The 23358-nt window shown below is 60.6% G+C and carries 21 protein-coding genes; 15 read left to right on the top strand and 6 right to left on the bottom strand.

Annotated elements, in window-relative coordinates:
- The first annotated feature begins 16 nt into the window (after window positions 1-16).
- From CPter91_RS12020 to CPter91_RS11970, 11 genes are all read left to right on the top strand, one after another.
- Window positions 17-1897 (top strand): acyl-CoA dehydrogenase, encoded by a 1881-nt coding sequence (locus CPter91_RS12020; protein ID WP_061940487.1) that lies wholly within the window; start codon window positions 17-19, stop codon window positions 1895-1897.
- Complete coding sequence (locus tag CPter91_RS12015) at window positions 1866-3056, top strand: citrate/2-methylcitrate synthase (RefSeq protein WP_082792797.1); 1191 nt, start codon at window positions 1866-1868, stop codon at window positions 3054-3056. The genes CPter91_RS12020 and CPter91_RS12015 overlap by 32 nt, the downstream gene beginning before the upstream one ends.
- A gap of 67 nt (window positions 3057-3123) precedes the next feature.
- Window positions 3124-3786: a class I SAM-dependent methyltransferase gene (locus CPter91_RS12010; protein WP_061940485.1), complete on the top strand. Its 663-nt coding sequence runs from the start codon at window positions 3124-3126 to the stop codon at window positions 3784-3786.
- A gap of 38 nt (window positions 3787-3824) precedes the next feature.
- Entirely contained in the window at window positions 3825-4886 is a 1062-nt protein-coding gene (locus CPter91_RS12005) for a TauD/TfdA family dioxygenase (RefSeq protein ID WP_082792796.1), read from the top strand.
- A 2-nt stretch (window positions 4887-4888) separates the two neighbouring features.
- Window positions 4889-5926 carry an ATP-binding cassette domain-containing protein gene (locus CPter91_RS12000; RefSeq protein WP_236906013.1) on the top strand — a complete coding sequence of 346 codons (1038 nt, stop codon included), beginning with the start codon at window positions 4889-4891 and terminating at the stop codon, window positions 5924-5926.
- Window positions 5919-7037, top strand: a complete 1119-nt coding sequence (locus CPter91_RS11995; protein WP_061940481.1) for an ABC transporter permease — start codon at window positions 5919-5921, stop codon at window positions 7035-7037. The genes CPter91_RS12000 and CPter91_RS11995 overlap by 8 nt, the downstream gene beginning before the upstream one ends.
- Window positions 7038-7087: 50 nt before the next feature.
- Window positions 7088-7630: a hypothetical protein gene (locus tag CPter91_RS11990; RefSeq protein ID WP_061940479.1), complete on the top strand. Its 543-nt coding sequence runs from the start codon at window positions 7088-7090 to the stop codon at window positions 7628-7630.
- A gap of 5 nt (window positions 7631-7635) precedes the next feature.
- Window positions 7636-9072 (top strand): FAD-binding oxidoreductase, encoded by a 1437-nt coding sequence (locus tag CPter91_RS11985; protein ID WP_082792795.1) that lies wholly within the window; start codon window positions 7636-7638, stop codon window positions 9070-9072.
- A gap of 35 nt (window positions 9073-9107) precedes the next feature.
- A complete protein-coding gene (locus CPter91_RS11980; RefSeq protein ID WP_061940477.1) occupies window positions 9108-10139 on the top strand; it encodes a fatty acid desaturase family protein in 1032 nt (343 codons plus the stop codon).
- Between the two features lie 123 nt (window positions 10140-10262).
- Window positions 10263-11576: a diaminobutyrate--2-oxoglutarate transaminase family protein gene (locus tag CPter91_RS11975; RefSeq protein ID WP_061946150.1), complete on the top strand. Its 1314-nt coding sequence runs from the start codon at window positions 10263-10265 to the stop codon at window positions 11574-11576.
- 45 nt (window positions 11577-11621) lie between these two features.
- The gene (locus tag CPter91_RS11970; protein ID WP_061940476.1) at window positions 11622-13199 is read left to right on the top strand and encodes an aldehyde dehydrogenase (NADP(+)); all 1578 of its coding nucleotides are present in this window, start codon (window positions 11622-11624) and stop codon (window positions 13197-13199) included.
- Between the two features lie 73 nt (window positions 13200-13272).
- Here CPter91_RS11970 and CPter91_RS11965 read toward each other — a convergent pair whose 3' ends face one another.
- Window positions 13273-14397, bottom strand: coding sequence for an iron-containing redox enzyme family protein (locus CPter91_RS11965; protein WP_082792794.1), 1125 nt, complete (start codon window positions 14395-14397; stop codon window positions 13273-13275).
- Window positions 14398-14783: 386 nt separating this feature from the next.
- On the opposite strand from CPter91_RS11965, the gene CPter91_RS11960 reads away from it, so the two are divergent.
- Window positions 14784-15359 (top strand): TetR/AcrR family transcriptional regulator, encoded by a 576-nt coding sequence (locus tag CPter91_RS11960; protein WP_061940472.1) that lies wholly within the window; start codon window positions 14784-14786, stop codon window positions 15357-15359.
- 95 nt (window positions 15360-15454) lie between these two features.
- Here the strand turns inward: CPter91_RS11960 and CPter91_RS11955 are convergent, their stop codons facing one another.
- From CPter91_RS11955 to CPter91_RS11935, 5 genes are all read right to left on the bottom strand, one after another.
- Window positions 15455-15913: a MoaF-related domain-containing protein gene (locus CPter91_RS11955; RefSeq protein ID WP_061940470.1), complete on the bottom strand. Its 459-nt coding sequence runs from the start codon at window positions 15911-15913 to the stop codon at window positions 15455-15457.
- Between the two features lie 224 nt (window positions 15914-16137).
- Window positions 16138-17385, bottom strand: coding sequence for a formyl-CoA transferase (frc, locus tag CPter91_RS11950; protein WP_061940467.1), 1248 nt, complete (start codon window positions 17383-17385; stop codon window positions 16138-16140).
- 62 nt (window positions 17386-17447) lie between these two features.
- A complete protein-coding gene (locus CPter91_RS11945; RefSeq protein ID WP_061940465.1) occupies window positions 17448-17897 on the bottom strand; it encodes a PAS domain-containing protein in 450 nt (149 codons plus the stop codon).
- A 104-nt stretch (window positions 17898-18001) separates the two neighbouring features.
- Window positions 18002-19252 carry a formyl-CoA transferase gene (frc, locus tag CPter91_RS11940; RefSeq protein ID WP_061940463.1) on the bottom strand — a complete coding sequence of 417 codons (1251 nt, stop codon included), beginning with the start codon at window positions 19250-19252 and terminating at the stop codon, window positions 18002-18004.
- A 54-nt stretch (window positions 19253-19306) separates the two neighbouring features.
- On the bottom strand, window positions 19307-21070 hold the full coding sequence (locus tag CPter91_RS11935) for a thiamine pyrophosphate-binding protein (protein ID WP_417924853.1): 1764 nt from the start codon (window positions 21068-21070) through the stop codon (window positions 19307-19309).
- Window positions 21071-21215: 145 nt separating this feature from the next.
- Between CPter91_RS11935 and CPter91_RS11930 the strand changes: the two genes are divergently transcribed.
- From CPter91_RS11930 to CPter91_RS11920, 3 genes are all read left to right on the top strand, one after another.
- On the top strand, window positions 21216-21824 hold the full coding sequence (locus CPter91_RS11930) for a Crp/Fnr family transcriptional regulator (protein WP_061946148.1): 609 nt from the start codon (window positions 21216-21218) through the stop codon (window positions 21822-21824).
- A 269-nt stretch (window positions 21825-22093) separates the two neighbouring features.
- Window positions 22094-22741, top strand: a complete 648-nt coding sequence (locus CPter91_RS11925) for a hypothetical protein (RefSeq protein WP_236906012.1) — start codon at window positions 22094-22096, stop codon at window positions 22739-22741.
- 25 nt (window positions 22742-22766) lie between these two features.
- Window positions 22767-23354 (top strand): C39 family peptidase, encoded by a 588-nt coding sequence (locus CPter91_RS11920; protein ID WP_236906011.1) that lies wholly within the window; start codon window positions 22767-22769, stop codon window positions 23352-23354.
- Window positions 23355-23358: the final 4 nt, after the last annotated feature.

Below are 23358 nucleotides of genomic sequence, written 5' to 3'. Positions count from 1 at the left end.
ACATTCAGGAACCCCTATGTCCGCTTATAAAGTCAGCCTGCGCGAACTGCGCTTCTTCTTGTGGGAATTGCACAAGACCGACCAGCTGTTTTTCGGCCAGCCGCCGTTCAATGACAAGGACCGTGCCTATTACGATGGCTTGCTGGAACGCGCCCGCGAATTCGCCTACGAACTGGGCAAAGCCTATCAGGCGTCGGACCGCCAGGAATGCCGCTTGCTGGAAAATGGCGAAGTGGAGATTCCCAAAGAATTTCATGGTCTCTGGCACCGTTACAAGGAAGAATGGATCAAGGTGCTGGGCAATGACAGCGAATCGCAGCAGCCGGTGATGCCGCCGCTGATCCGCCAGGCGATCCAGGAAATGTTCATGGGCGCCAATCCCGCCTTCATGACATACGGCGGCTTTACCTTCCCGGCCATCAAGCTGTTCAAGCTGCATGGCACGGCGGCGCAAAAAGCGCTTTACCTGCGCAAGCTGCAGCGCTACGACTGGGATGCCTGCTTCTGCGCCACCGAGCTGCAGGCCGGCAGCGACCTGACCGCGGTCAGCACCAGCGCCACGCCGCTGGAGAATGGCGAGTATGCAGTCAGCGGCGAAAAAGTCTACATCTCGGCCGGCATGCATACACTCACCGAAAACACCGTCTATTTCGTGCTCGGCCGCTTGAACAACACGACTTCCACCTCCTATTCCCTGTCTTGCCTACTGGTGCCGCGCTACTGGCCCAACCAGGAAACCGGCGAACTGGAAGAGAACCATGTCGAATGTATTTCCCTGCCGCGCAAGATGGGCTTGAAGGGCTGCGCCAATACACAGCTGGCGTTCGGCCGCAGCGGCACCACGCGGGCGGTGCTGCTGGGCGACCGCAAGAACGCCGGCCTGCTGCAGCTGGTGCCGCTGATGAACCAGGCGCGCATGAGCACCGCCATCATCGGCCTCGGCCTGGCCTCCAGCGCCTATCTGCACTCGGTGGAATTTGCAGGCAAGCGCCACCAGGGACGCGCCATCGAACGCACTTCCGACGCCACCGCGCCGCGCGTGCCTATCATCGAGCATGGCGATGTCCAGCGCATGCTGCTGGAAATGAAAGCACGAGTGGAAGGCTGCCGCGGCTTGCTGGGCAAACTCACAGGCGCTTCGACCCAGGCCTTTGCGCTGGAAGCGCAGTCGCCGCTGGACGAAGTTCAGATCGAAAAATACCGCAAGCTGGTGCAGCTTTTCACTCCCGTGTGCAAAGCCTTCGTCTCCGACCAGGCATGGAAAATTTGCGAACTGGCGATCCAGGTGCATGGCGGCATCGGCTATACCGATGCCTATCCGGTCGAGCAGAATGCCCGTGATGTGAAAATCTTGTCGATCTGGGAAGGCACCAACTATATCCAGGCGCAGGACCTGGTGCGCGACAAGCTGGGTTTCGGCCGCAATTCGCGTTTGATCAGGTACTTGCGTGAAGAGCTGGATGCCTTCCTGTCCGGTGAAATGGATGTGGATGCAGAACTGCAGGACAAATTCCCCTTGCTGGAGAACGCCATGAACGCGGTTGAGCGGTCGCTCGCGCATATTGGCGAGCATGTGCGTGCCGGCCGCATGCACGAGACCAGCCAGTTTTACACGCGCTTCCTGGAAATGATCGGCCTCACCGTGAGTGGCTGGGTGTTGCTGGAATCGGCCTGCCTGGCGCAACGCAAACTGCGCCAGGCGCTGAGCGCGCCAGAGGCGGCCTTCTATCGCGGCAAGATCAAGACCGCGCAGTATTTTTTTGCCAACATCCTGCCGACCGCAATCCAGCACGCGCAAGCCATAGAGCAGCTGCTGTCGGCAACTTGCAGCATTTCCATCGATGAACTCGCACAGGCAGACTTGCATGAATCAGACAACAATCTCGCCGCAGCCTGAAGCGGAACTCAAGGCAGCGCCGCAAAGCCTGTTCGGCGGCCCGCACATGCTGTATCGCGGCACCAATATCGACGGCGCCACCATCGAACCGGAAGAAGGGCTATGGGTCCGGGGCAGCAATCTTAACGACCTGATCGGCGCCATCGATTTCTCCAGTGCGTTGTGGCTGGTGTGGTTCGGCCAGTTGCCGTCTGCCACCGAAAACAAGGCGATTGAAGCGGTGCTGGCGCGTGTCGCCCAGCAGTTGCTGCTGGCGCCGGCGCGCCGCCGTGGCGTCGAAGCCGTGGCGCAGAGCGGCGCCGGCATGGTGCAAGCAGCGTCCTGCGGTTTTCTGGGCGACCTGACGGTGCTGGAAAACGTCGCCGAGATCGAGGCCGCCACACACGGCTTGCCGACCGGGCAAGATTTCATCCAGGGCCTGGTCAGCGTCGCCTGTGCGCCGCACTTCCTGGAAGCCGCGCTCGGCCTCGGCATCCGTGCCGATGAGGGCGCCAGCCATGCGCAACGGGTGCTGAGCGCCATGGGCGGCGTCGATCCGAGCGCCTTGTCGCTACGCGTAGTCGATGCCTTGCTGGTGGCCTGGCATGCCGGCTTTGGCTATATCACGCCGACGGTACTGGTGCCACGCACCGCCATCGGCACCGGCGTCAGCATTCCGCAAGCGGTGGCGGCCGGTTTCATGGCGAGCGGTCCCAAGCACGTCGGTGCAGCAGAAGAAGCGCTGGCCTGGCTGAAGACCTTCAGTCCGCAAGACAGCCACGCCGACATCCGGCGCGCGGTCGACCTGGCGCTGGACCAGCCGGGCAATCTGCTGTTCGGCTTCGGCCATCCCTTGTTCGTCGAGGATCCGCGGCCGCCGCACATTCGCTCGCTGTTTGCCATATGGGGTTTCGGCAGCCGCTACCTGGAAATTTTCGATATCGCCTGCGAGCAGGCGCTGCAGCGCAAGGGCCTGCGTCCGAACATCGATTTCATCACGGCTGCGGCCTTGCTCGATCTTGGCGTCGGCGAAGCGCGCTGGGGCGTGGGTCTTGGCTTGTGTGCCCGCGTTGCTGCCATGGTGGCGCATGCGATAGAACGGCGCGACCGGCCCGCTTTCGGGGTCAGCAGCAAGGCCGCCCGCAAATTGCTGGCCACGGTACCGGTCGGCTGGCTGTAGTTTCACCCTATCTGAATCTGAGGCCGTTGCTTTAACGGCCATCCCTTAACGCTTGCTGGAGAACATAGTGCTACTAAAAAATCTACGCCCTGCCGACGAATACGATCGCTTTGCCTCGCAAGCCCTGGAACCCTGGGATGTGCTGTTTGTCACCCGCATCCGCCAGATCGCGCGCGACATGCAGCCCGGCGTGCTGGTCGACATCGGCACTGCCACGGTAGTGGTGCCGGTACGGCTCGCCGCCGATCCGGTGTTCAAGGACTGGCGCTTTATCGGCCTCGACCTCGATGCGGACATGTTGGAAGGCGGTCGCCCGCGCATCGAGGCGCTCGGCCTGAACGACGTCATCGAACTGAAAGTCGGCGATGCGCTTGATTTGCCTTTCGCCGACAACAGCCTGGCGATGGCGGTCGGCCGCGCCACTTTGCATCACTTGCCGGACAAGGTCAAAAGCCTGACCGAGATGTACCGCGTGCTGCAGCCGGGTGGCATCGGCCTGGTGCATGACATGCGGCGCGACGTCGCTCCGGCCTTGCTGGAAAAATTCACCCAGATGCGCGCCGCCGTGGGCTATCCGCCAACCCACGTGGAAGAAAAGGTGACGCTGGAAGAAGCCCGGCAGTTGGTGCGCGACGCCGGCCTGGAACACTGCACCGCAGTCACCAGCCCTGGCTTCGGCTTGGGTGCGCTCGGTTTCGAAATCCTGATCAAGAAGCCATTGCTGGCCTGATCGCCCCCTTTTCAACGCCACCCGTCGGAGCAGCCGCTATGGATCAACGTGTAGATCTGGCAAGACACTTCCAGGAAATGCTTGGCAATTCACAGGTCCAATGCGGCTTCCTGTCGCCGCGGCGCATGCCGCTGGTGATCACGCCGGTCGACAGCACGCTGGCCGAAGACAGCGAACTGTTCGCACTCTGGTATCGCAATCACCAGAATATCTTCGACAGCATGCTGCTGGAGTACGGCTGCCTGCTGTTCCGCGGCTTTGCCCTGCGCAGCACTGCAGATTTCCAGACGATCGCGCATTGCTATCCGGAACACGCGTTCGGCTATATCGGCGGCGCGACGCCGCGCAAGAACATCGATGGCAAGGTGTACGAATCGACCCGGATCCCTGCCACGCTGAAGATCGGCTTGCATCAGGAAAAGGCCTATATGGCGCACTATCCGCAGAAGCTGGCGTTCTTTTGCCGGCTGCCGTCGGAACAAGGCGGCGAAACCGTGATTTGCGACATGCGCGCTGTCACGCGGCGCCTGCAACCGGAACTGATCGAACGTTTCCGTGCCGCGCGCATCATGTACTTGCGCAATTTCCGTGCGCCGACCACGCCGGAGAATGAACCGAAAAACACCAACATGCGGGAATATCATCGTCCCTGGGATGAAGTTTTCCTGAGCGCCGATCCGCGCCAGGTCGAGCAATTATGCCGCGATACCCAGCTCGATTACGAATGGCTGGCCGACGGCAGCATCACCGTATCGCACGTCGGCGGCGCCACCCTGACCCATCCGGTCAGCGGCGAGGAAGTCTGGTTCAACCAGCTGTCGACTCAGCACAACAATGCCCGTTCGCTCGGCGCCAGCGGTTACGAATATATCCGCCTGGCCTACCGCGACAAGCCGGCGCGTCCCTACGACGTGCGGCTGGGCGACGGCACGCCGATCGCGCTGGAGGAAATTGCGCCGATCTATGACGCATTGGAAGCTGAGGAAGTGGCTTTCCCCTGGCATAGCGGCGATATGCTGTTGATCGATAACATCGCCGTTGCCCATGGACGCAATCCATTCAAGGGCAAGCGCGACATCCAAGTGGCGCTGTTCGATTGACCATGAGCGATCAAGCCGTATTACTGGATGAAGTAGCGCTTGCAGGCGGCGACGCCGGCGTTATGCCGCGTCCGACGCCGGCAGCCCCTGTCGGGCCTATCGCCCCGCTTGCCCGCGCCGCCAGCGCTGGCCCTTATGCGGCGGCGGCCAAACTGATCCGGGTCGAAGCCGGCAGCTTCCGCTTCGAAGCGCATGACTTGCATTTTCAACATGGCCGGCACACCGCCATCATCGGCCCCAACGGCGCCGGCAAAACCACGCTGATCGAGGCCTTGCTTGGCTTTCGCACAGCCAGGATGGAAGGCGCCGAGATCCTCGGCGTACCGGCGGCGCGCTTTTTGCAGAGCACCAGCTTGCGCAAGCGGCTCGGGGTGCAGCTGCAGCGCGTCGAATATGAAGACTCATCCAACGTCCGGGAAATTCTCGATCTGCATCGCGCTCTGTATGGCAAGCAGGACCAAGCCGTGGCCCAGGCGCTGGATATCGAAGCCTTGCGCAAGCTGCCTTACAAGGCTTTGTCGCGCGGCCAGAAGCAAAGGCTGGACTTGTTCGTGGCGCTCGCCCATCGCCCGCAGCTGGCGGTGCTGGACGAGCCCTTCACCGGCCTTGACCGTTCCTACATCGAACGCGTTGCGCGCCTGCTGCGCCAGGATTTGACCGACCTGACCATCATCCTCATCTGCCATTCGATAGAAGAACTGGATAGCGCCAGCGATGTGGTGTGGGTGCGCAACGGCGGCATCGCCTACCGCGGCGCCAAGGAGCTGTTGAAAAACCAGCTGGTCGGCGAATTCCATGCCTATCTGCATCTGGAAGATACCCAGCAGGCCAGCCTGATCCGCGGCAGGCTTGAACAGGACAGCGCCACGCTGCGCTTGCTTTCCCCCTCCGTCAATGAAATCAGCGTCTACGGCGGCAAACAGCTGGACCAAGCTGTGCGCAGCCTGCTCGGCGAGGTCGCGCTCAGGCATTTCGAGTTCGGCCCTACTGATTACCGCGACATGTTGCATCTGTGCGCAAAAGGGGAACACGATGTTTAAGGTGCTGGCGATATTGACGCGCAACGAGCTGCTTGGTTTCTTCCGCAGCAAATCGGCTCTGTTCTGGGCACTGGCCTTCCCTATCTTGTTGTTGACGGTGATGCTGATGGCCTTCGGCCGGCCCGGTTCGCTGGGCAGCGTCAAAGTCGAGTTCGTCAATCCGGCCGGCCTGGCGCAGGATGGAAGCAACGCCATCGATGCCAATTGCGAGGCCGCGATACGGCAAGCCTTCGCCGGCGGCGACCCGGTCAAGGCAGAGTTTTCAAACGTTGCCGGCAGCACTGCCGCCAGCGCCAATGCGGTGCGCGTCCGTTTTCCGTCCAGCTTGGCCGTCGGCCAGCAGCCGCTGCAGGTGCAATACGATTTCAAAGGCCAGTTGGCGGTGCGCGCCGCTGCGCGCGTGATCGAAATAGCCGCCGTGCGTTGCGTCGCCGCTCAGCGCGGCATAGTGGCGGCCAGCCTGGTGCATTTTGAAAATGTCGCATCAGGCGCCAAGCCTTTCGACTACGGCCAGTTTTTCGTCACCGGCATCCTGGTGATGGTGCTGATGTCGCTGGGCGTGATGTCCACCGCCTTGTCGATCGCCGGCCTGCGCGAACACAATGCCTTGAAAATCTATGCCTGCTTCCCGGTGCCCAAGCTGGTGTTCCTGGCCTCGATCATCTTGTCGCGCGTGGTCATGATGCTGGTGTCGGCCACCACCTTGCTGCTGGTAGCGCGCTACGGCTACGGCATCGATATCTCGCTGTGGAGCCTGCAGACCCTGCATGCGCTGCCGGTGGTCCTGCTGGGCGGCGCCATGCTGCTGTGCGTCGGCATATTGCTGGCCAGCCGCACGGCCTCAGTGCAGGAAACCGAACTGCTGTGTCACCTGGTGTATTACCCGGCGCTGTTCTTCGGCAACCTGACCATTCCGCTCAACGATGCGCCGTCCTGGCTGAAAAACGTGCTCTCCGTGATCCCGATCAACCAGTTTGTCTCGGTGCTGCGCCAGGTCATGATCGACGGCGTCTCGCTGCCGGCGCTGTGGCTGCCGTTGCTGGCCATGGCAGCCTGGACCACGCTGTTTCTGACAGCGTCCAGTTTCCTGTTCCGCTGGCATAAAAGCTAGTCTGCCGATTCTCTTTTTTTGCATTTGTATTTTTATAGAAAGAAGCATCCATGTCCGTCAGCAAACTAAGTCGCGCTTACCTGTTCAACGCCGCTGCCTTCATCCCCGTGATCCTGTTCCTGCTGTACGGCCGCTTCGGCCCGGGCACAGCCGGCGTGCGCTGGGAAACTGCGTATGTGATCGGCGGCATCCTGGCAATTCCACACATGATCTGGCTGATCAACAGCCGCGCCGGGCACTGGATCGCGCTCGGCGTCGATCTCTATCTGCTGGTCGGTGCACTGCTGGCGGCGCTCTCGGAAAGCGCGGTACAAATGTGGGGACAGGATTTAGGCGCGGCGCCGGTGCTGGCTTCGGTGTTCGTGGTCGGCATCGCCGCCACGCTGTTTTCGCCGCTCGGCTTTATCGGTGAAATCAGCAACAACCGCGCGCGCATCCGCCAGCTCTCGCTGATGCTGTTGATTACCGCCGCGATAGCGGTAGCCGTGTCCCTGGCTTTCCGGCATAGCCCGCTGCTGGGCGGCGTGCTGCCGATCGTGGCGCTGGTGCTGGTGCGCGGCCAGCTTGGCAAGCGCCTGGCGACTGCGGCCTGATCAACATGCAAAGCGCAGCCATCATTCCGGCTTCGGCGCTGGACGGCTTCCTGGCGGAGCTGGCCGGCCTAGACGGTCTGGCAGCGGCCGATATCCTGCCGGTGGGCAGCGCATGCGCTCCCTATGAAAGCGATATCGCCAATTGCAGCGGCAAGGCTGCCGCGGTGATCTTGCCGCGCGATACCGCGGCGGTCAGCGCCATCATGCGCGCCGCGGTCCGCCACGGCATACGGCTGATCGCGCAAGGCAACCGCAGCGGACTGGTAGGCGCCGCGATAGCCGATGGCTCCGGCACCCAGGTGATCATTTCGCTGTCGCGCATGCGGCAGATTCGCAGCATAGATCCGGCTAACCGCAGCGTCATCGCCGAGGCCGGCGTCCTGCTGTCGGAGTTGAACCGCCAACTGGAACCACATTCGTTGCATTTCCCTATCGATATCGGCAGCGATCCCGCCATCGGCGGCCTGATCGGCGCCAACGCCGGCGGCAGCCGCCTGCTGCGGCATGGCGATGTACGCCACAACCTGCTCGGCATCGAAGCGGTGCTGGCGGATGCCGACGGCACCGTGGTGGAGCTGCTGGCGCCGCTGCGCAAGAACAATACCGGCGTCGATCTTAAGCAGCTGTTCGTCGGCACCGGCGGCGCCTTCGGCATTGTTACCGCGGCGACGCTGGACCTGAAACGCCTCGACCAGTCGAACCAGACCATGTTCCTCGCCCTGCCCGGCCACGCCGCCGCGCTGGACGTGTTGCTGGCCTTTGAGCAGACCTTTGGCGATCTGCTGTGCGCCTTCGAAGTCATCTCCGCAGCGGCGCTCGACATGACCTTGCGCAACTTCCCAGCCTTGCGCCATCCCTTCGATGCCTCAGCCGGCTGTTACGCGCTGGTCGAAATCGCCAGCAGCATGCCCGGCCTCAACCCGTTGCTGGCACAGCAGGCGGAAGACTTGCTGGAACAGTTATATGGCCGCGAGCAAATCGCCAACGCGGCGTTCGGACCGGCGGAGAGTTTTTGGCCGCTGCGCGACAACCTGCCGCCGGCCATCGCCAAAGAAGGCCTGCCGCTGTCTTTCGATGTAGCCTTCCCGCGCTCCCGGCTGGCGGCTTTCCGCGATGAAGCCGCGCAATGGCTGCAACACCAACATCCGCTGCTGCAGCTCTACGATTTCGGCCATTTTGCCGATGGCGGCTGCCATTTGATCGTGCTGCTGCCGCACGATCAGGTCGAGCGCTATGGCATCGCCAGAATCGTCGCGCTGCGCAGCGCCATCTATCAACTGGTGTGCGAACACGGCGGCAGCTTCAGCGCCGAACACGGCATCGGCCCCTTGAATGCGCCGTACTACCGAAAATATACCGCCCCGAATGTGAAGCAGATCAGCGCAGCTTTGCAGCATTTGATGGATCCGCAAGCGGTATTGGGACGTTACCGCTATTCCTAACATTGAATTCCGCAGTCAGGACAGGAGTTGTCGTCATGCCAGGTCATATGGAGAAAGCCAGCGCTGCTAGTTACCGCAACAAATATGCGGCGCAGGCGCGTTTGCTGAACAGCTTGAACCCCTTCAAGAGCACGTGGATGATCGCCCGGCAATGGCTGGTGATTGCCGCTGCGCTGGCGCTGCCGGCCTATGCCGTGGCTTTTCTCAGCGGCGAAGACGGCCTGTGGGCGGGATTATGCGAGCTGTCTGCGGCCGGCTTGCTGGCGGTGGTCGTCCTGTTCGTACTGTCCGGCTTTGTGCTGGCCTGCAAGCAGCATGCGCTGGGCGTCATCATGCATGATGCTACCCATCACCGTCTGTTCAAGAACGCCATGCTGAACGAGATCGCCAGCAACTGGCTGTGCGCTTTCCCGACCGGCATGGTTACCTCGAGCTACCGGCGCGGGCATCTGCCGCATCATTTGTTCACCAACAAGCCGAACGACCCTTACTGGGTGCGCCTGGTGGCGGACGACAACTACAGCTTCCCCAAGCCGCGCCGGGCCTTCTACCGCATCCTGCTGGGCGACCTGTGCGGGCTGCATCTGCGCTCCTGGTGGCCGGTGATCCGTTACTGGACCGGCTGGGCCTTCGTTTTCGACAATCGCGAAAAAATGCTGAGCACATCGGAACGCATCCAGTTCGTCGCATTCTGGCTATGCGCCGCGGCGCTGGTCACTGTGCTGGAGGCCTGGCCTTGTTTCCTGCTGCTGTGGCTGCTGCCGATGTTTACCCTGACGCTGGCGTTCACTCGCATCCGCATCATCGCCGAACACGATCTGGCGCAGAACGAACGCGAGCTGGAGCGTACCCGCCACGTTGACGGCAGCTGGCTGGAACGGCTGGCGCTGGCGCCGCTCAACATCAACTATCACGTCGCCCACCATCTGTTTCCTGCCGTGCCTTTGTACAACCTGCCGAAAATGCACGCCATTTTGATGAAGGACGAAGGATTCCGTGCCGAGGCCAGCCTGTGGCCGAGATATTTCGGCAGGAACCGGGGCTTGATCGACACCATGCTGGAATGAAGCAGCAGCAGTTTATTTGATGAACGTTAACTCTATATAGGTGCACTCATGGCAGTTTCCGAATTGGCTACCCGCTTCGACGCGGATTTCGAGATCGACGAAACCGGTCCGTCGCAGGACGAGATGTACGCCTTTGTCAAAGCCCGTGAATCGGGTGCGCGGACCTACGCCAACTCGATCGGCGTGGTGATCGAAAAAGGCCGCCTGGCGCGCGTCACCGACAGCGCCGGCAAGGACTATCTGGATTGCCTGTCTTGCGCCGGCACCCTGGCGACCGGCCACAACCATCCGTACATCCTGGCCAAGGTGGAAGAATTCCTGCAGTCCGGGCATGTGTTGCAGGCACTAGACATGACGACGCCCGCCAAATATCGCTTCCTGGTCAAGCTGCTGGAATGCCTGCCGCCGGAATTCGCCCGCCATGTGCGCTTCCAGAGCTGCGGGCCGAGCGGCGCCGATGCGGTCGAGGCGGCGCTGAAACTGTTCAAGACCGCCACCGGCCGCCGCACGGTACTGGCGTTTCACGGCGCCTACCATGGCATGACCGCCGGCGCTCTGGCGCTGACCGGCAACCTGACCGCCAAGCGCCAGGTGGCGTCGATCATGCCCGATGTGCATTTCCTGCCCTACCCTTATTCCTATCGCTGCCCGTTCAGCCTCGGCGGCGAGCAGTCGGATGTAACCTCGCTGGCGTATATCGAACGCATGCTGACCGATCCCGAAAGCGGCGTCACGGCGCCGGCAGCCATGATCGTCGAGGCGATCCAGGGCGAAGGCGGCGTGATTCCAGCCTCGGCCAAATGGCTGCGCGGCATTCGCGAGATCACCGCGCGCCTGGATATTCCGCTGATCATTGATGAAATCCAGACCGGCTTCGGCCGCACTGGCGACATGTTTGCCTTTGAACACGCGGGCATCGTGCCGGATGCCGTAGTGATTTCCAAAGCGGTCGGCGGCGGCTTTCCACTCTCGATGCTGCTGTATCACGAGAAATACGACACCTGGCAAGCCGGGGCACATGCCGGCACCTTCCGCGGCAACCAGATCGCCATGGTGGCCGGCGCCGCCTGCCTGGAAGTAATACAGGCCGAGCAGCTGGTAGCGCAGGCGCGCGCCAAGGGCAATTACCTGGAGACCCGCCTGCGCGAACTGGCCTGCCGCTTCTCGATTCTGGGCGACATCCGCGGCCGCGGCCTGATGTGGGGCATCGAAGTCATCGCTCCCGACGCCGCGCCGGATGCCATCGGCAGCTATCCGGCCGACGGCGCCATGGCCCGCACCATCAAGCAGCGCTGCCTGGCCAACGGCCTGATTATCGAAACCGGCGGCCGTCATTCGGCGGTACTGCGTTTGCTGCCGCCGCTGATCATCTCGGAGCAGGAGCTTGACGAAGCGATCGACAAGCTGAGCCGTTCGATTGAAGAAGCACTGGGTTGACACGCGCATGAAGTTCTCTGACATGCTCAAAAACAGGAGGCGGCGATGACGCTCAGCGGCGACATGCTGATCGGCCAGCGCGCAGTGCGCGGAACGGCAGGAACTTTGCAGGCGATCAATCCGGCCAGCAATGAAAAATTCGGCCCGGATTTCGGCGTCGGCGGCAGCGCAGAAATCGATCAGGCCTGCACGCTGGCGCAGCAAGCCTTCGACGGCTATCGCTCCTGCAGCGCGGAGCAGCGGGCGCAGTTCCTGGAAACCATCGCCAGCGGCATCCTGGCCTTGGGCGCCGAACTGATTTCGCGCGCTTCCCAGGAAACCGGCCTGTCTGCAGTGCGCCTGATGATAGAACGCAGCCGCACCGTTGCCCAGCTACGGCTGTTTGCCGGCATCGCCCGCAGCGGCCAGTACCTGGGCGCTACGCTGGATTCGGCTTTGCCTGAGCGGATTCCGCCGCGGGCGGATCTGCGGTTGCGCAAGATCGCACTGGGTCCGGTGGCGGTATTCGGCGCCAGCAATTTCCCGCTGGCCTTTTCGGTGGCTGGCGGCGATACCGCGGCGGCGCTTGCCGCCGGCTGTCCTGTGATAGTCAAGGCCCATGGCGCCCATCTCGGCACTTCGGAACTGGTGGGGCGCGTGATCCAGGCCGCTGTCGCCAGCTGCTGCTTGCCGGATGGTGTGTTCTCGCTGCTGATCGGCGACGGCAACCAGTTTGGCCAGGACCTGGTCAGCCACCCGGCGATCAAGGCGGTGGCTTTCACCGGTTCGCGCCAGGGCGGCATGGCCTTGATGCGTACCGCAGCGCTGCGGCGCGAACCAATTCCCGTGTTCGCGGAAATGAGCTGCATCAATCCGATGTTCCTGTTGCCGGCCGCGCTCGCCGCCCGCGCGCCGCAGATTGCCGCCGGCTTCGTTGAAGCGCTGGTGACGGGTGTCGGACAGTTCTGCACTAGTCCCGGCCTGTTGCTGGCGATTGACGGTGCGCCTCTGCTGCAATTCCTGGCAGCTGCCGTCAGCGCCCTGCAAAACAAGGCCGCCGGCACCATGTTAACGGCGGGCATCAGCAGCGCCTATGCCAATGGGGTTGGCCGCCTGAACGAAATGGTCAGCGTCAGGCTGCTGGGGAAAGGGCTGTCGGCCAAGAACGGTTGCTCGGCGCAAGCGGCCTTGTTCGTTACCGATGCCGCCACTTTCCTGGCGACGCCGCAGCTGGAAGATGAAAATTTCGGTCCTAGCGCTTTGATTGTCGCCTGCAGGGATGCGGAAGAAATGCAGACCGTCGCGGAATATATTTCCGGCCAGTTGACGGCGACTTTGCATATGGATAGCGCCGACCATGATCTGGCGAGGAAATTATTGCCAACCCTGGAGCGCAAGGCCGGCCGCATCCTGGTCAACGCTTATCCGACCGGCGTTGAAGTGTCGCATGCCATGGTCCACGGAGGGCCGTTCCCGGCCAGCTCGGACAGCCGCAGCACGGCAGTCGGCGCCACTGCCATCGAGCGTTTCCTGCGGCCGGTCTGCTACCAGGATTTGCCCGCGGAACTGATGCCGCCGGAGCTGCGCGATGAAAATCCGCTGGGCCTGTGGCGCATCCTGAACGGCGAATGCGTTCGTACCTGACGTGGTTAACGCACAAGGCCGTCAACCGGTGTATCGGTTGACGGCCTTGCTTGTTGCGTTCCTACCTTGCCGGTCAGGCCTGTTTTGCTACCGGCGCATGCACTTGCAGCATGCCGAGCAAGGCGTCGTAATAATCCTGGCAGGTATTCAGGCGCAACATGGCGCCTTGCAGGATTTCTGCGCGCGCTTCAGGGTATTTCGCATCGAGCGGCACAATCACGTTTTCCAGCCAGCCCTGCGCATGGACGATATCGATACTGATGTGTTCCTTGTAGTAATCGACTTCACCTTCTTTGCCCAGGCCGATGCGATGACAGCCGTGCACCAGCTTTTCATACTGGCGCGGATCCAGCAGCTCGGTGATCGCCATGATGCCGATCGCCTTGAAGTAATGCTTGCGCTGCAGGCAAGTCAGCATGAACAGGTTATGTCCGGCCAGTCCTTGCCAGCCGAGCGACGAAGCATGATTATCTTCGACGTTTTCAGCGCCGACCATGTCCAGCAGCTTGCGGAACAGGTTGACGTGGCTGCGGGTGGAATTGCCGTTGCCCGATTCGTCCCACAGGTTCTGCACCAGTTCCTTGCGCGTGATTTCATCCGAGCCGACCAGGATCAAGGCGATCAGATCGAAGAAACGGATGTTGAGCGCTGCATCGCTGCGGAAGAATTCGACGAACTGGCCGTGCGAAGCAGTGGTCTCGAGGTAGTCGAACAAAGGATGGTTGGAGACGGTATGTTCGCTCCACAGAAAGCGCAAGGCATCGGTGAGCGGCATGTCGGCGCTGATGCGCGCCAGCGGCGACGAATCGCCGGAGGCCAGCCATGCTCTTTCGATCTCATTGCGCATCTGCTGCAAGTAATGATTGGATTGATTGGCGGCTGCGAAACTGGTCGCCGAGGCCACGTGCATGTCCAGCAAGATGAAAAGCGTCCGGTGCACCAGGCACAAGGCTGTGTCGTCGTCTGTCGCCAGGGCCTTGGCCAGCGTGGCGCGCACCTTGTTCATCAGCAGCTCGAACAGCTCGCGGTCGTTGTCGAAACGGCTTTCCAGCTCTGGATCGGCAACCAGCATGGAGACGATGGTATCGAGGGGAAGCTCGGAATAAGGCTGTCGAAGGCTTTGGTAGACGTCTTGATGAAGGTTTACTGCATGAAACGCTTCTGTGACTTGCGAATTCGCTACGGTCGGATAACTCATGTAACTTCCTCAAATTAGTGTTTAAACCGTGACTGCCATTGCCACCCTTAATTTTTGTGCAAGCGGCTGAAACGCCGGCTACAAAATTTTTATAATATCCTAAATTTAAACAGACAGGTCTGTCATATAATTGAAATATCAGAGCCTGGGATGAGTGCCGATGATAGTGTTGCAACACCGTTTTACAACGCTTGCCAGCCAGTTTTTACTACCGACAGCTAACTTGTATCCACGACAACAAATACTGAGATAATATACCGTACTGTACACTGTACCAATTGCAGCAGTTCATGCCCGGCAGCCGCTTTTCCATGTTTGCGCTACCGGCCTATCGCATGCTTATTTGCGTAACCATTCACGTAACTTACACCTAATCAATGACCCGTATGAAAGAAAAACGACAGATACTTATTGATACGGCAACGCGGCTCTTTTCCCAAGATGGGTATCATGCGGTGGGCATCGACCGCATCCTGGCGGAAGCAGGCGTCGCCAAGATGACACTGTATAAATACTTTCCATCGAAAAAGGAGCTGGTGGTGGAAGTACTGGAAGAACGCATGACGATGTGCGCGAATTCACTCTCCTTGTTTCTCGAAAAATTCGAAACACCGATGGACAAGCTGCATGGCGTATTCATGTGGCACGACAAGTGGTTCCGCGAAGTGAATTTCACCGGTTGCATGTTTGCAGCGGCAGCAGCGGAATTCCACGGTACGGACAATGCCATCCTGCGCACCGCCGCCAGCCAGAAGAAAGGCCTGACCGACCTGGTCAAGAATGTACTGGAACCGCTGGTGGGGAAAAGCGTCGCCACCAAACTGGCGCGCCAGGTAGTCATGCTGCTGGACGGCGCTACCTTGGCGGCGCACGTCGCCGGCCGCAAGAATGCCGCCAACGATGCCTGGAGCGTGGCCCAGGAAATCGTCCTGCTGGAGCACTCAAAGCTGCAGACCGCTTAAAACGCACCCTAACAGAGAGCCGGCCAGAAATGCAGCGGCCGGCTCTCTGCCTTATCCTGCCTCAAACGCTTGATCTTGCCATTGACGCAAGAAAGTTATTTTGCATCCCCGACGATTTTTATCGTGCCCTTGAAATGCACGAATTTGCCGTCGGGATAGGACACATTGGTATACACCGTGCCGTGCTCGAAATCCTCCATATGCACCACGTTCAGCTTGGAATCCGGCTCGTGCCAGTACACCATGTAGACTTGCGGGCGAATCTTGACCGCCGTGTATTGCACTACCTCGGTGATGCCCTTGAAGATGCCGGAGCGGCAATAGATCGACAAGGTCGTGAGATCCTTGAAGTTCAAATCGATGATCGCATCGCCAAACACCACTTCCACCGCCTTGCCGGCCGCCGGAAAATCCGCCGCGCTGGGACCGACTGCACTATCGCTCACGCTCGCCTGCGCGGTCGGCTGATCAGCCTCCTTGGCAGAAGCCTGCATCGCCAGCCCCAGTTGCAAAGTGACAAAAAACACAATCTTTACATATGATTTCAACAGCATTTAATCCCCCGGTTTGATTGTTATGAAATGTTGTGTCAACTACGACGGGGGAAGTATATCCAGAAATAAACTTGGGATAGGGCAAAAAATGTAAGCGCGCGCAGGCCGGATGCAACCCTGCCGTCGCCAGACACAACAGCTGGCGGGCACTGAAAATGAAAGCTGACAGGCGTTCCGGAACCGATAATGAGCCGGCTCCGGGCCTGTTTAACCGTATACCTAAATCAAATCACCTTCTCTTCGCGCAACATGGCAATGTAATCCTTGCCATAACCCAGTTGCGCCAGCACTTCTTCGGTATGCTCGCCCAGCAGCGGCGAACGGGTCACCTCGGTCGGGCTGTCCGACATCTTGATCGGGTTGCCTACTGTCAGATATTTGCCGCGGGTCGGATGATCGACTTCCACGATCGTGCCGGTCGCGCGCAACGATGGTTCTTCCGCGATTTCCTTCATCGACAGGATCGGACCGCAAGGAATATCGTACTGGTTCAGGATATCCATCGCCTCGAACTTGGTCTTACTCATGGTCCATTGCTCGATGCGGGCAAAGATCGGCTTCAGATGCAGCAGCCGCGCCGCCGGCGTGGCGTAGGCTTCGTCGGTAATCCAGCCCTCCTCGCCGATCACCTTGCACACCGCCGGCCAGACCGCACCCTGGGTGATGAAATAGATATAGGCATTGGGGTCGGTTTCCCAGCCCTTGCACTTCAGGATCGAGCCCGGCTGGCCGCCGCCGGAGGCGTTGCCGGCGCGCGGTACCGCTTCGCCGAACTTGCTGTCCGGGTATTGCGGATACTCGTGCATGGTGCCGGTCCGTTCCAGCCGCTGCTGGTCGCGCAGCTTGACCCGGCACAGGTTGAGCACGGCATCCTGCATCGGCGCCAACACTTTCTGCCCGCGGCCGCTGGTGTGGCGCTGGTACAGCGCGCTGACTATCCCCAGCGCCAGGTGCAGGCCGGTACCGCTGTCGCCGATCTGGGCGCCGGTCACCATCGGCGGGCCGTCGTCGAAGCCGGTGGTCGAGGCGGCGCCGCCAGCGCACTGGGCGACGTTTTCATAGACCTTGCAATCTTCGTACTTGCCGGGGCCGAAACCCTTGACCGAGGCCACCACCATGCGCGGATTCAGTTCCTGGATGCGCTCCCAGCTGAAGCCCATGCGGTCGAGCGCACCGGGGGCAAAATTTTCCACCAGGACGTCGCAATCCTTGATCAGGGTTTCCAGTACTTCCTTGCCTTTCGGATTTTTGGTGTCGAGTGTGATGGAACGCTTGTTATGGTTGAGCATGGTGAAGTACAAGCTGTCGACGCCCGGAATGTCGCGCAACTGCCCGCGTGTAGCATCGCCCTCGCCGGCCCGTTCGACCTTGATCACGTCGGCGCCGAACCAGGCGAGCAGCTGGGTGCAAGTCGGTCCGGACTGGACATGGGTGAAATCGAGAATGCGCACGCCATCCAGTGCTTTGCTCATGAAAATCTCCTGATTATATTTATCATCGTCATCATGTCGCTGGTGCTGCTGTAAGCGTGATGTTAGCTGGATTCCGCTACTTGCGCCGCCAGCTTGGCTTCCAGTTCTGCCAGGCGCTTGCGCAAGACGCGGTCTTCGGCAAAACGGCTGCTTTCGTCGCGGATGACGGCGACAATTGCCGCCACCTTGCCGGCCGGCGTACGCAGCAGCGCCACGGTGAATGCGATCGACAATGTGTGGCCGTCCTTATGCACCGCCGGCACCCGCAGCACATCGTTGCCATAGCGCGTGATGCCGCTCTCCATGGTCTTTTGATAACCGTCCCAATGGCGTTGGCGCTGGCGTTCGGGAATGATCAGGTCCAGCGATTTTCCCAACGCTTCCGCTTGGCTGAAGCCGAACATACGCTCTGCTGCCGGATTCCATAAAGTGATGGCGCCGCCGGCATCGGAAATCACGATGGCGTCGCCGACCGCCTGCACCAGCTGATCCAGATCGATTGCGCTAGACATGACACTGCTCCTGTTGTGGTGTAAAACCGCCGTATCCAAGTAAATACGGCGCCCGAGGTGGGCGCCGCTGCTCTGGAGGCTATCCGGCGGCGATTGCCGCTTCTTCAGACCGCTTGCGCACTATGCAACTCGGCAATCTGCCCGGCACTGTAGCCGAGGCTGGCCAATACCTCGTCGGTATGCTCGCCCAGCAAAGGCGAACCCGTGATTTCCGGTGTCAGGTCAGAGAACTTGATCGGGCTGCCTACCGTCAGGTATTTGCCGCGCTCCTTGTGGTCGACTTCGGTGATGGTGCCGCTGGCGCGCAGCGACGGGTCGTTCGCCAGTTCCTTCATGGTCAGCACCGGCGCGCAAGGAATATCGAACTTGCGCAAGATATCCACCGCTTCGAACTTGGTCTTGTCCTGCAGCCAGACTTCAATCGTATCGAAAATCTCGGTGATGTGCGGCTGGCGCGCCTTCGGCGTGTTGTAGGCAGGATCGTCTATCCACTCGTCCTTGCCGATCGCCTTGCATATCGGCGCCCAGGCATGGCCCTGGATGGTGAAGTAGATATACGCATTCGGATCTTCCTGCCAGCCCTTGCACTTGAGCACCCAGCCCGGCTGGCCGCCGCCGCCGGCATTGCCGCCGCGCGGCACGACGTCGCTGAAGGTGCCGTGCGGATATTGCGGATACTCTTCCAGGAAGCCGAGGCGGTCGAGTCGTTGCTGGTCGCGCAGCTTGACGCGGCACAGGTTGAGCACGCTGTCCTGCATCGACACCGCGACCCGCTGTCCCTTGCCAGTCTTGTCGCGGCCGATCAACGCAGTCAGGATGCCGATTGCCAGGTGCATGCCGGTATTGCTGTCGCCCAGGGCGGCGGCGCTGACCGTCGGCGGGCCGTCCCAGAAACCGGTGGTGGAGGCGGCGCCGCCGGCGCACTGGGCGACGTTTTCATAAACCTTCAGATCGTCGTAGTGGTGGCCATCGCTGAAGCCCTTGACCGAGGCCACGATCATCTTCGGATTGAGCTCATTGATGCGCTCCCAAGAAAAGCCCATGCGGTCCAGCGCGCCGGGGCCGAAATTCTCCACCAGCACATCGGATTCCTTGATCAGTTTTTCCAGCACCAGCTTGCCTTCCGGCTTCTTGGTATCCAGCGTCAGCGAGCGCTTGTTACTGTTCAACATGGTGAAGTACAGGGCATCGACATCCGGAATATCGCGTAGCTGAGAACGGGTGACATCACCGGAGCCGGGACGCTCAACCTTGATCACATCGGCGCCGAACCAGGCCAGCAGCTGCGTGCACGCCGGACCTGCCTGGACGTGGGTAAAATCGATGATGCGAATGCCGTCTAGTGGTTTGCTCATTTCAAACTCCTGTTCAATTGATCTAATGCTTGTGCTCGTCTGCAGCAATGCGGCTTATTTGTACATGGTTTGCGCCATCGTGCCCGGCGCATACACGGCAGGATCGACCCAGATATTCACCACCGCGCAGCGACGCGTCTTGCGCACCGCTTCACGCGCCCGTTGCAAGGCGCCGGCGATCTGCGCCGGATCGCGCACCTCTTCGCCATGGCCGCCCAACATTTCGGCGAACTTGCCGTAAGGGATATCGCTCAGCAGGTTGCCGACGTTGCCGCGTTCTTCGCCGTACTTGGCCAGCTGGCCGTAGCGGATCTGGTTCATCGCCGAGTTGTTGCCGATCACGGCGATGTAAGGCACGCCAAAGCGGTTGGCGGTTTCCATGTCAAAGGAAGTCATGCTAAAGGCGCCGTCGCCGTAGTAGCACATCACTTCCTTTTCCGGATTGGCCAGGCCGGCGGCAATCGCAAAGCCGGTGCCAACGCCCAGGCTGCCGAGTGCACCCGGATCCATCCACTGCCCGGGATTGCGCGGACGTACTGCCTGCGCCGAGATGGTGACGACGTCGCCGCCGTCGCCGATGTAGATGGTGTCGTCGTTCAGAAACTCGTTGATTTCATAGGCCACGCGATAGGGATGGATCGGCGAGCTGTTCGATTTGAACAAAGGCATCAGCTTTTCCGTGGCGATCGCTTCCAGCTGCTGCAGCTGCTTCATCCAGGCGCGCCGCTTTTCATGCGCACCCTTGTTGATGCGGCCGCTGGCGGCTTGCAGCACTGCGCCCAGGATAGTGCCCGGATCGCCGACCAGGCCGAGCGTGATGTCGCGGTTCTTGCCGACGGTGCGATAATCCTGGTCGATCTGGATCACCTTGGCGTTAAGGCCGAGGCGCTTGCCGTAGCCCATGCGGAAGTCGAACGGCGTGCCGACAATCAGGATGACGTCGGCCTTGTCGAAGCCTTCGCGGCGGGTGCGGTCGAAATGATGCGGATCGCCCGGCGGCAGCAGGCCGCGCGAAGCGCCGTTGAAGTAAGCCGGGATATCCAGGCCGCGCACCAGGTCGATCGCTTCCTTGTGACCACGCGAAGACCAGACCTGGCCGCCGTACAGCACCACCGGCCGTTCTGCCTGCACCAGGATGTCGGCCAGTTTTTCGATATCGGCGACGTCGCCCAATGACTTGACCGAAGCGCGATACTGGCCGGCGGCCGGAATCACTGCCTTGCTGATCTCGATCTCGCGGTCCAGCACGTCGCGCGGGATTTCCAGGTACGCTGGGCCGGGAGCCCCGGCGAAACAGGCGCGGATCGCCATCGACACCATGTCGGCCACGCGTTCGGTGGAACGCACGCCTTCAGAAAATTTGGTGATCGGCCGCATCATTTCAGTGTGCGGCAAATCTTGCAGCGAGCCCATCATGTGCTGGGTGATGCCGCCCTGGCCGCCGATATGCAGCACCGGGCTTTCCGAACGGAAGGCGGTGGCGATGCCGGTCACGGCGTTGGTGCAGCCTGGGCCGGCGGTGGTGACCACCACGCCCAGCTTGCCGGTCTGGCGCGCATAGCCGTCGGCCGCGTGGGCAGCGACCTGCTCGTGACGGACGTCGATGATGCGGATGCCCTCGTCGATGCAGCCATCGTAGATATCGATGATGTGGCCGCCGCACAGGGTAAAGATGGTATCCACGCCTTCATTCTTCAACGCCCGCGCCACCAGATGGCCGCCCGACACTACGCCGGCTTCCCGGCTCTTGCGCTTGAGCGTATCGTCAGCGGTCGTACTAGTTGCCACTTTCGGCTCGGATATCACAGCTGCCATCATTCCTCCTGTTGTCGGTTGTCTCTTGGGTTTTCTTGTTGCCTTGCTTGATGCCATATTAGCTAGGGCGACCCTAGCTCTTCATTGACCTCGGTCAAGTTTTGCCGCATCATCTTTGGGCGCTGCCGACTATTACCAAATTGCTTACATGATCCTCATAGAAAACCATCCAGAAAAAAACATCATTCGCGTTCAACTGCGTCAAAACAATGTTTTAAAAGGCTTGAGCGAGAGTGACATGCTTGAGCTCGAATCCCACCTGGTGGTGGTGGATGGCGGCAAAGGCGAAATCCTGCTGCATCAGGGCGTACACGAGATGGAGCAATATTTCATCCTGGACGGCATACTCAAGCGCGTGGTCACCAACCAGCAAGCCAAGGAAATGATCCTGCGCTTCGCCGACGAGCGCGACATGGAGACCAGCTACGCCGCCTGGCGCCTGAAGACGCCGGCGCCTTACAGCATCGTCTGCGTATCCAAGGCGCGGGTTGCCAAATTGCCATTGCAGCAATGGGCCGCCTTCATGGACCGCCATCCGCAGCTGAAGCAAACCTTTGAATATGAAGTGATGCGCCTGATGAGCGAGATCATGGCGCACACCATCACCCTGCATCTGCTGGATGCGCCGGGCCGCGTACACAGGTTCTTGCGCAAGCATGCCGAGCTCTACGACCGCATTCCTAAAAAAGAGCTGGCGACCTATCTCAACATTTCAGCGGAAACCTTGAGCCGGCTGAAGCATCAGGGGAAAATCTAAGCGCTGCTGCGCTTCCTGAACTGTCACGCTGTCAACTCTGACAGCTGTTCCTGGCTTTCCTCCCATCCTAGATTGGTACGGCTGCTGCCGTCTTGCCGTTCCCATGCGCCCGACCCGAGCGCCGGAGCTTGGCAGCGCATTTCCACGAACCTTGTCGATCACAATCTAAAGGGAAATCAACGATGCACGCTAAACCCGCCGTCCAGGCTTTCATGCTCAGCGCCGCTCTGCTCGCCATGAATGCTCCGTTGCATGCACAAGCAAGCGCTATGCAGACACCTCTCCAGCTCCAGCAAACCGAAGGCAGCGACGCCAGCGCCGCTGCCACGCGCGGTTTTGCCGAATTCGTGCGGAACCAGATACAAGCCCACGCCGGCACCCTGCCCGAAGGCTTCCCGCTCGACGTCACTGACGTCCAGGACCTGAAAGATGCCCGTATCGCCTACGGCTTCCCGGTCTACACAGTAAATCCGAAAGACATCCTGACGCCGCGCAGCGATTTCAGCTCCATGGCCAGGCCCACCGGCGTATGGCGCTTCCTGATCAGCCGCGACAATCGTCCGATCGGATTGGCGACCGTGGAAAAAATCAACGGCACGTGGCAAACCACGTCTTACGGCGGCGCCGGCTTGTCCAAGGACCTCGACGCCCTGATGCAGTTTCACGGCAACGCCAATCGTTCTAACCTGCGATTTATCCGCATCTTCCAGGCCCGCTCCGACTTTCTTGAAGTCGCATCCGGCAACGGCACAACTCCCCGCTTCGCGCCGCTGCAATCGGCACGTGAAGCGCTGCTGCAACAGCGCGCTAGCAAAACCGGCAGCGCCGCTGACGCTGCCGGCGGCCTGGTAGACGCCAGCCAGTTTGCAGAATCCTTGCGCGCCGCCGTCCAGGCGAATCTCGCCAACTTCCGCTGATCTTCAACCCACTCCAGGAGTGAACGTGATTAAAACCTTACGCCGCATGATTGCGGGCGCCTGTCTTGTGCTGATGGCGCCAATGGCATTCGCCGCTTCGAAGACCTTGAATGTGCCGCTGGTGACGCAGGAACACAGCGAATGGTGCTGGGCAGGCTCCAGCAAGGCGGTATTGAATTTCTACCGGAAAACGCCCAGTCAGTGCAACATAGTCAACTGGGCCTTCGGCATCAACTACGCCTGCGGCAACAGCCGCTTCAACTGGAACAGCCAGGCCAACCAGCCAAACGGCATGTATGGCAACAACGGCAGCGTGCAAGACATCCTGAGCTACTGGGGGGTGCCGAACAAGGCTCTCAGCAACTACCTGTCGTGGGCGCATGTGGTGAGTGACATCAACGCCAACCGGCCTTTCGTGATGCGCTACGGCTGGACCAGCGGCGGCGGCCACATCGTGGTCGGACGCGGCTACGAAATCCTGAATGGCGTGAATTACCTGTACATCATGAATCCATGGCCCGGTGAAGGCATGACTTACGGCAGTTACGACTCAACCGTAGCGGACGACGATCATCAATGGACGCATACGCAGCGCATGAACATCAATGGATAGCAGG

It is taken from the genome of Collimonas pratensis, from assembly GCF_001584185.1.
Classification (GTDB): domain Bacteria; phylum Pseudomonadota; class Gammaproteobacteria; order Burkholderiales; family Burkholderiaceae_D; genus Collimonas; species Collimonas pratensis.
Note: the sequence above shows the minus strand (reverse complement) of the source record. Positions and strands in the feature narration are given on the sequence as shown.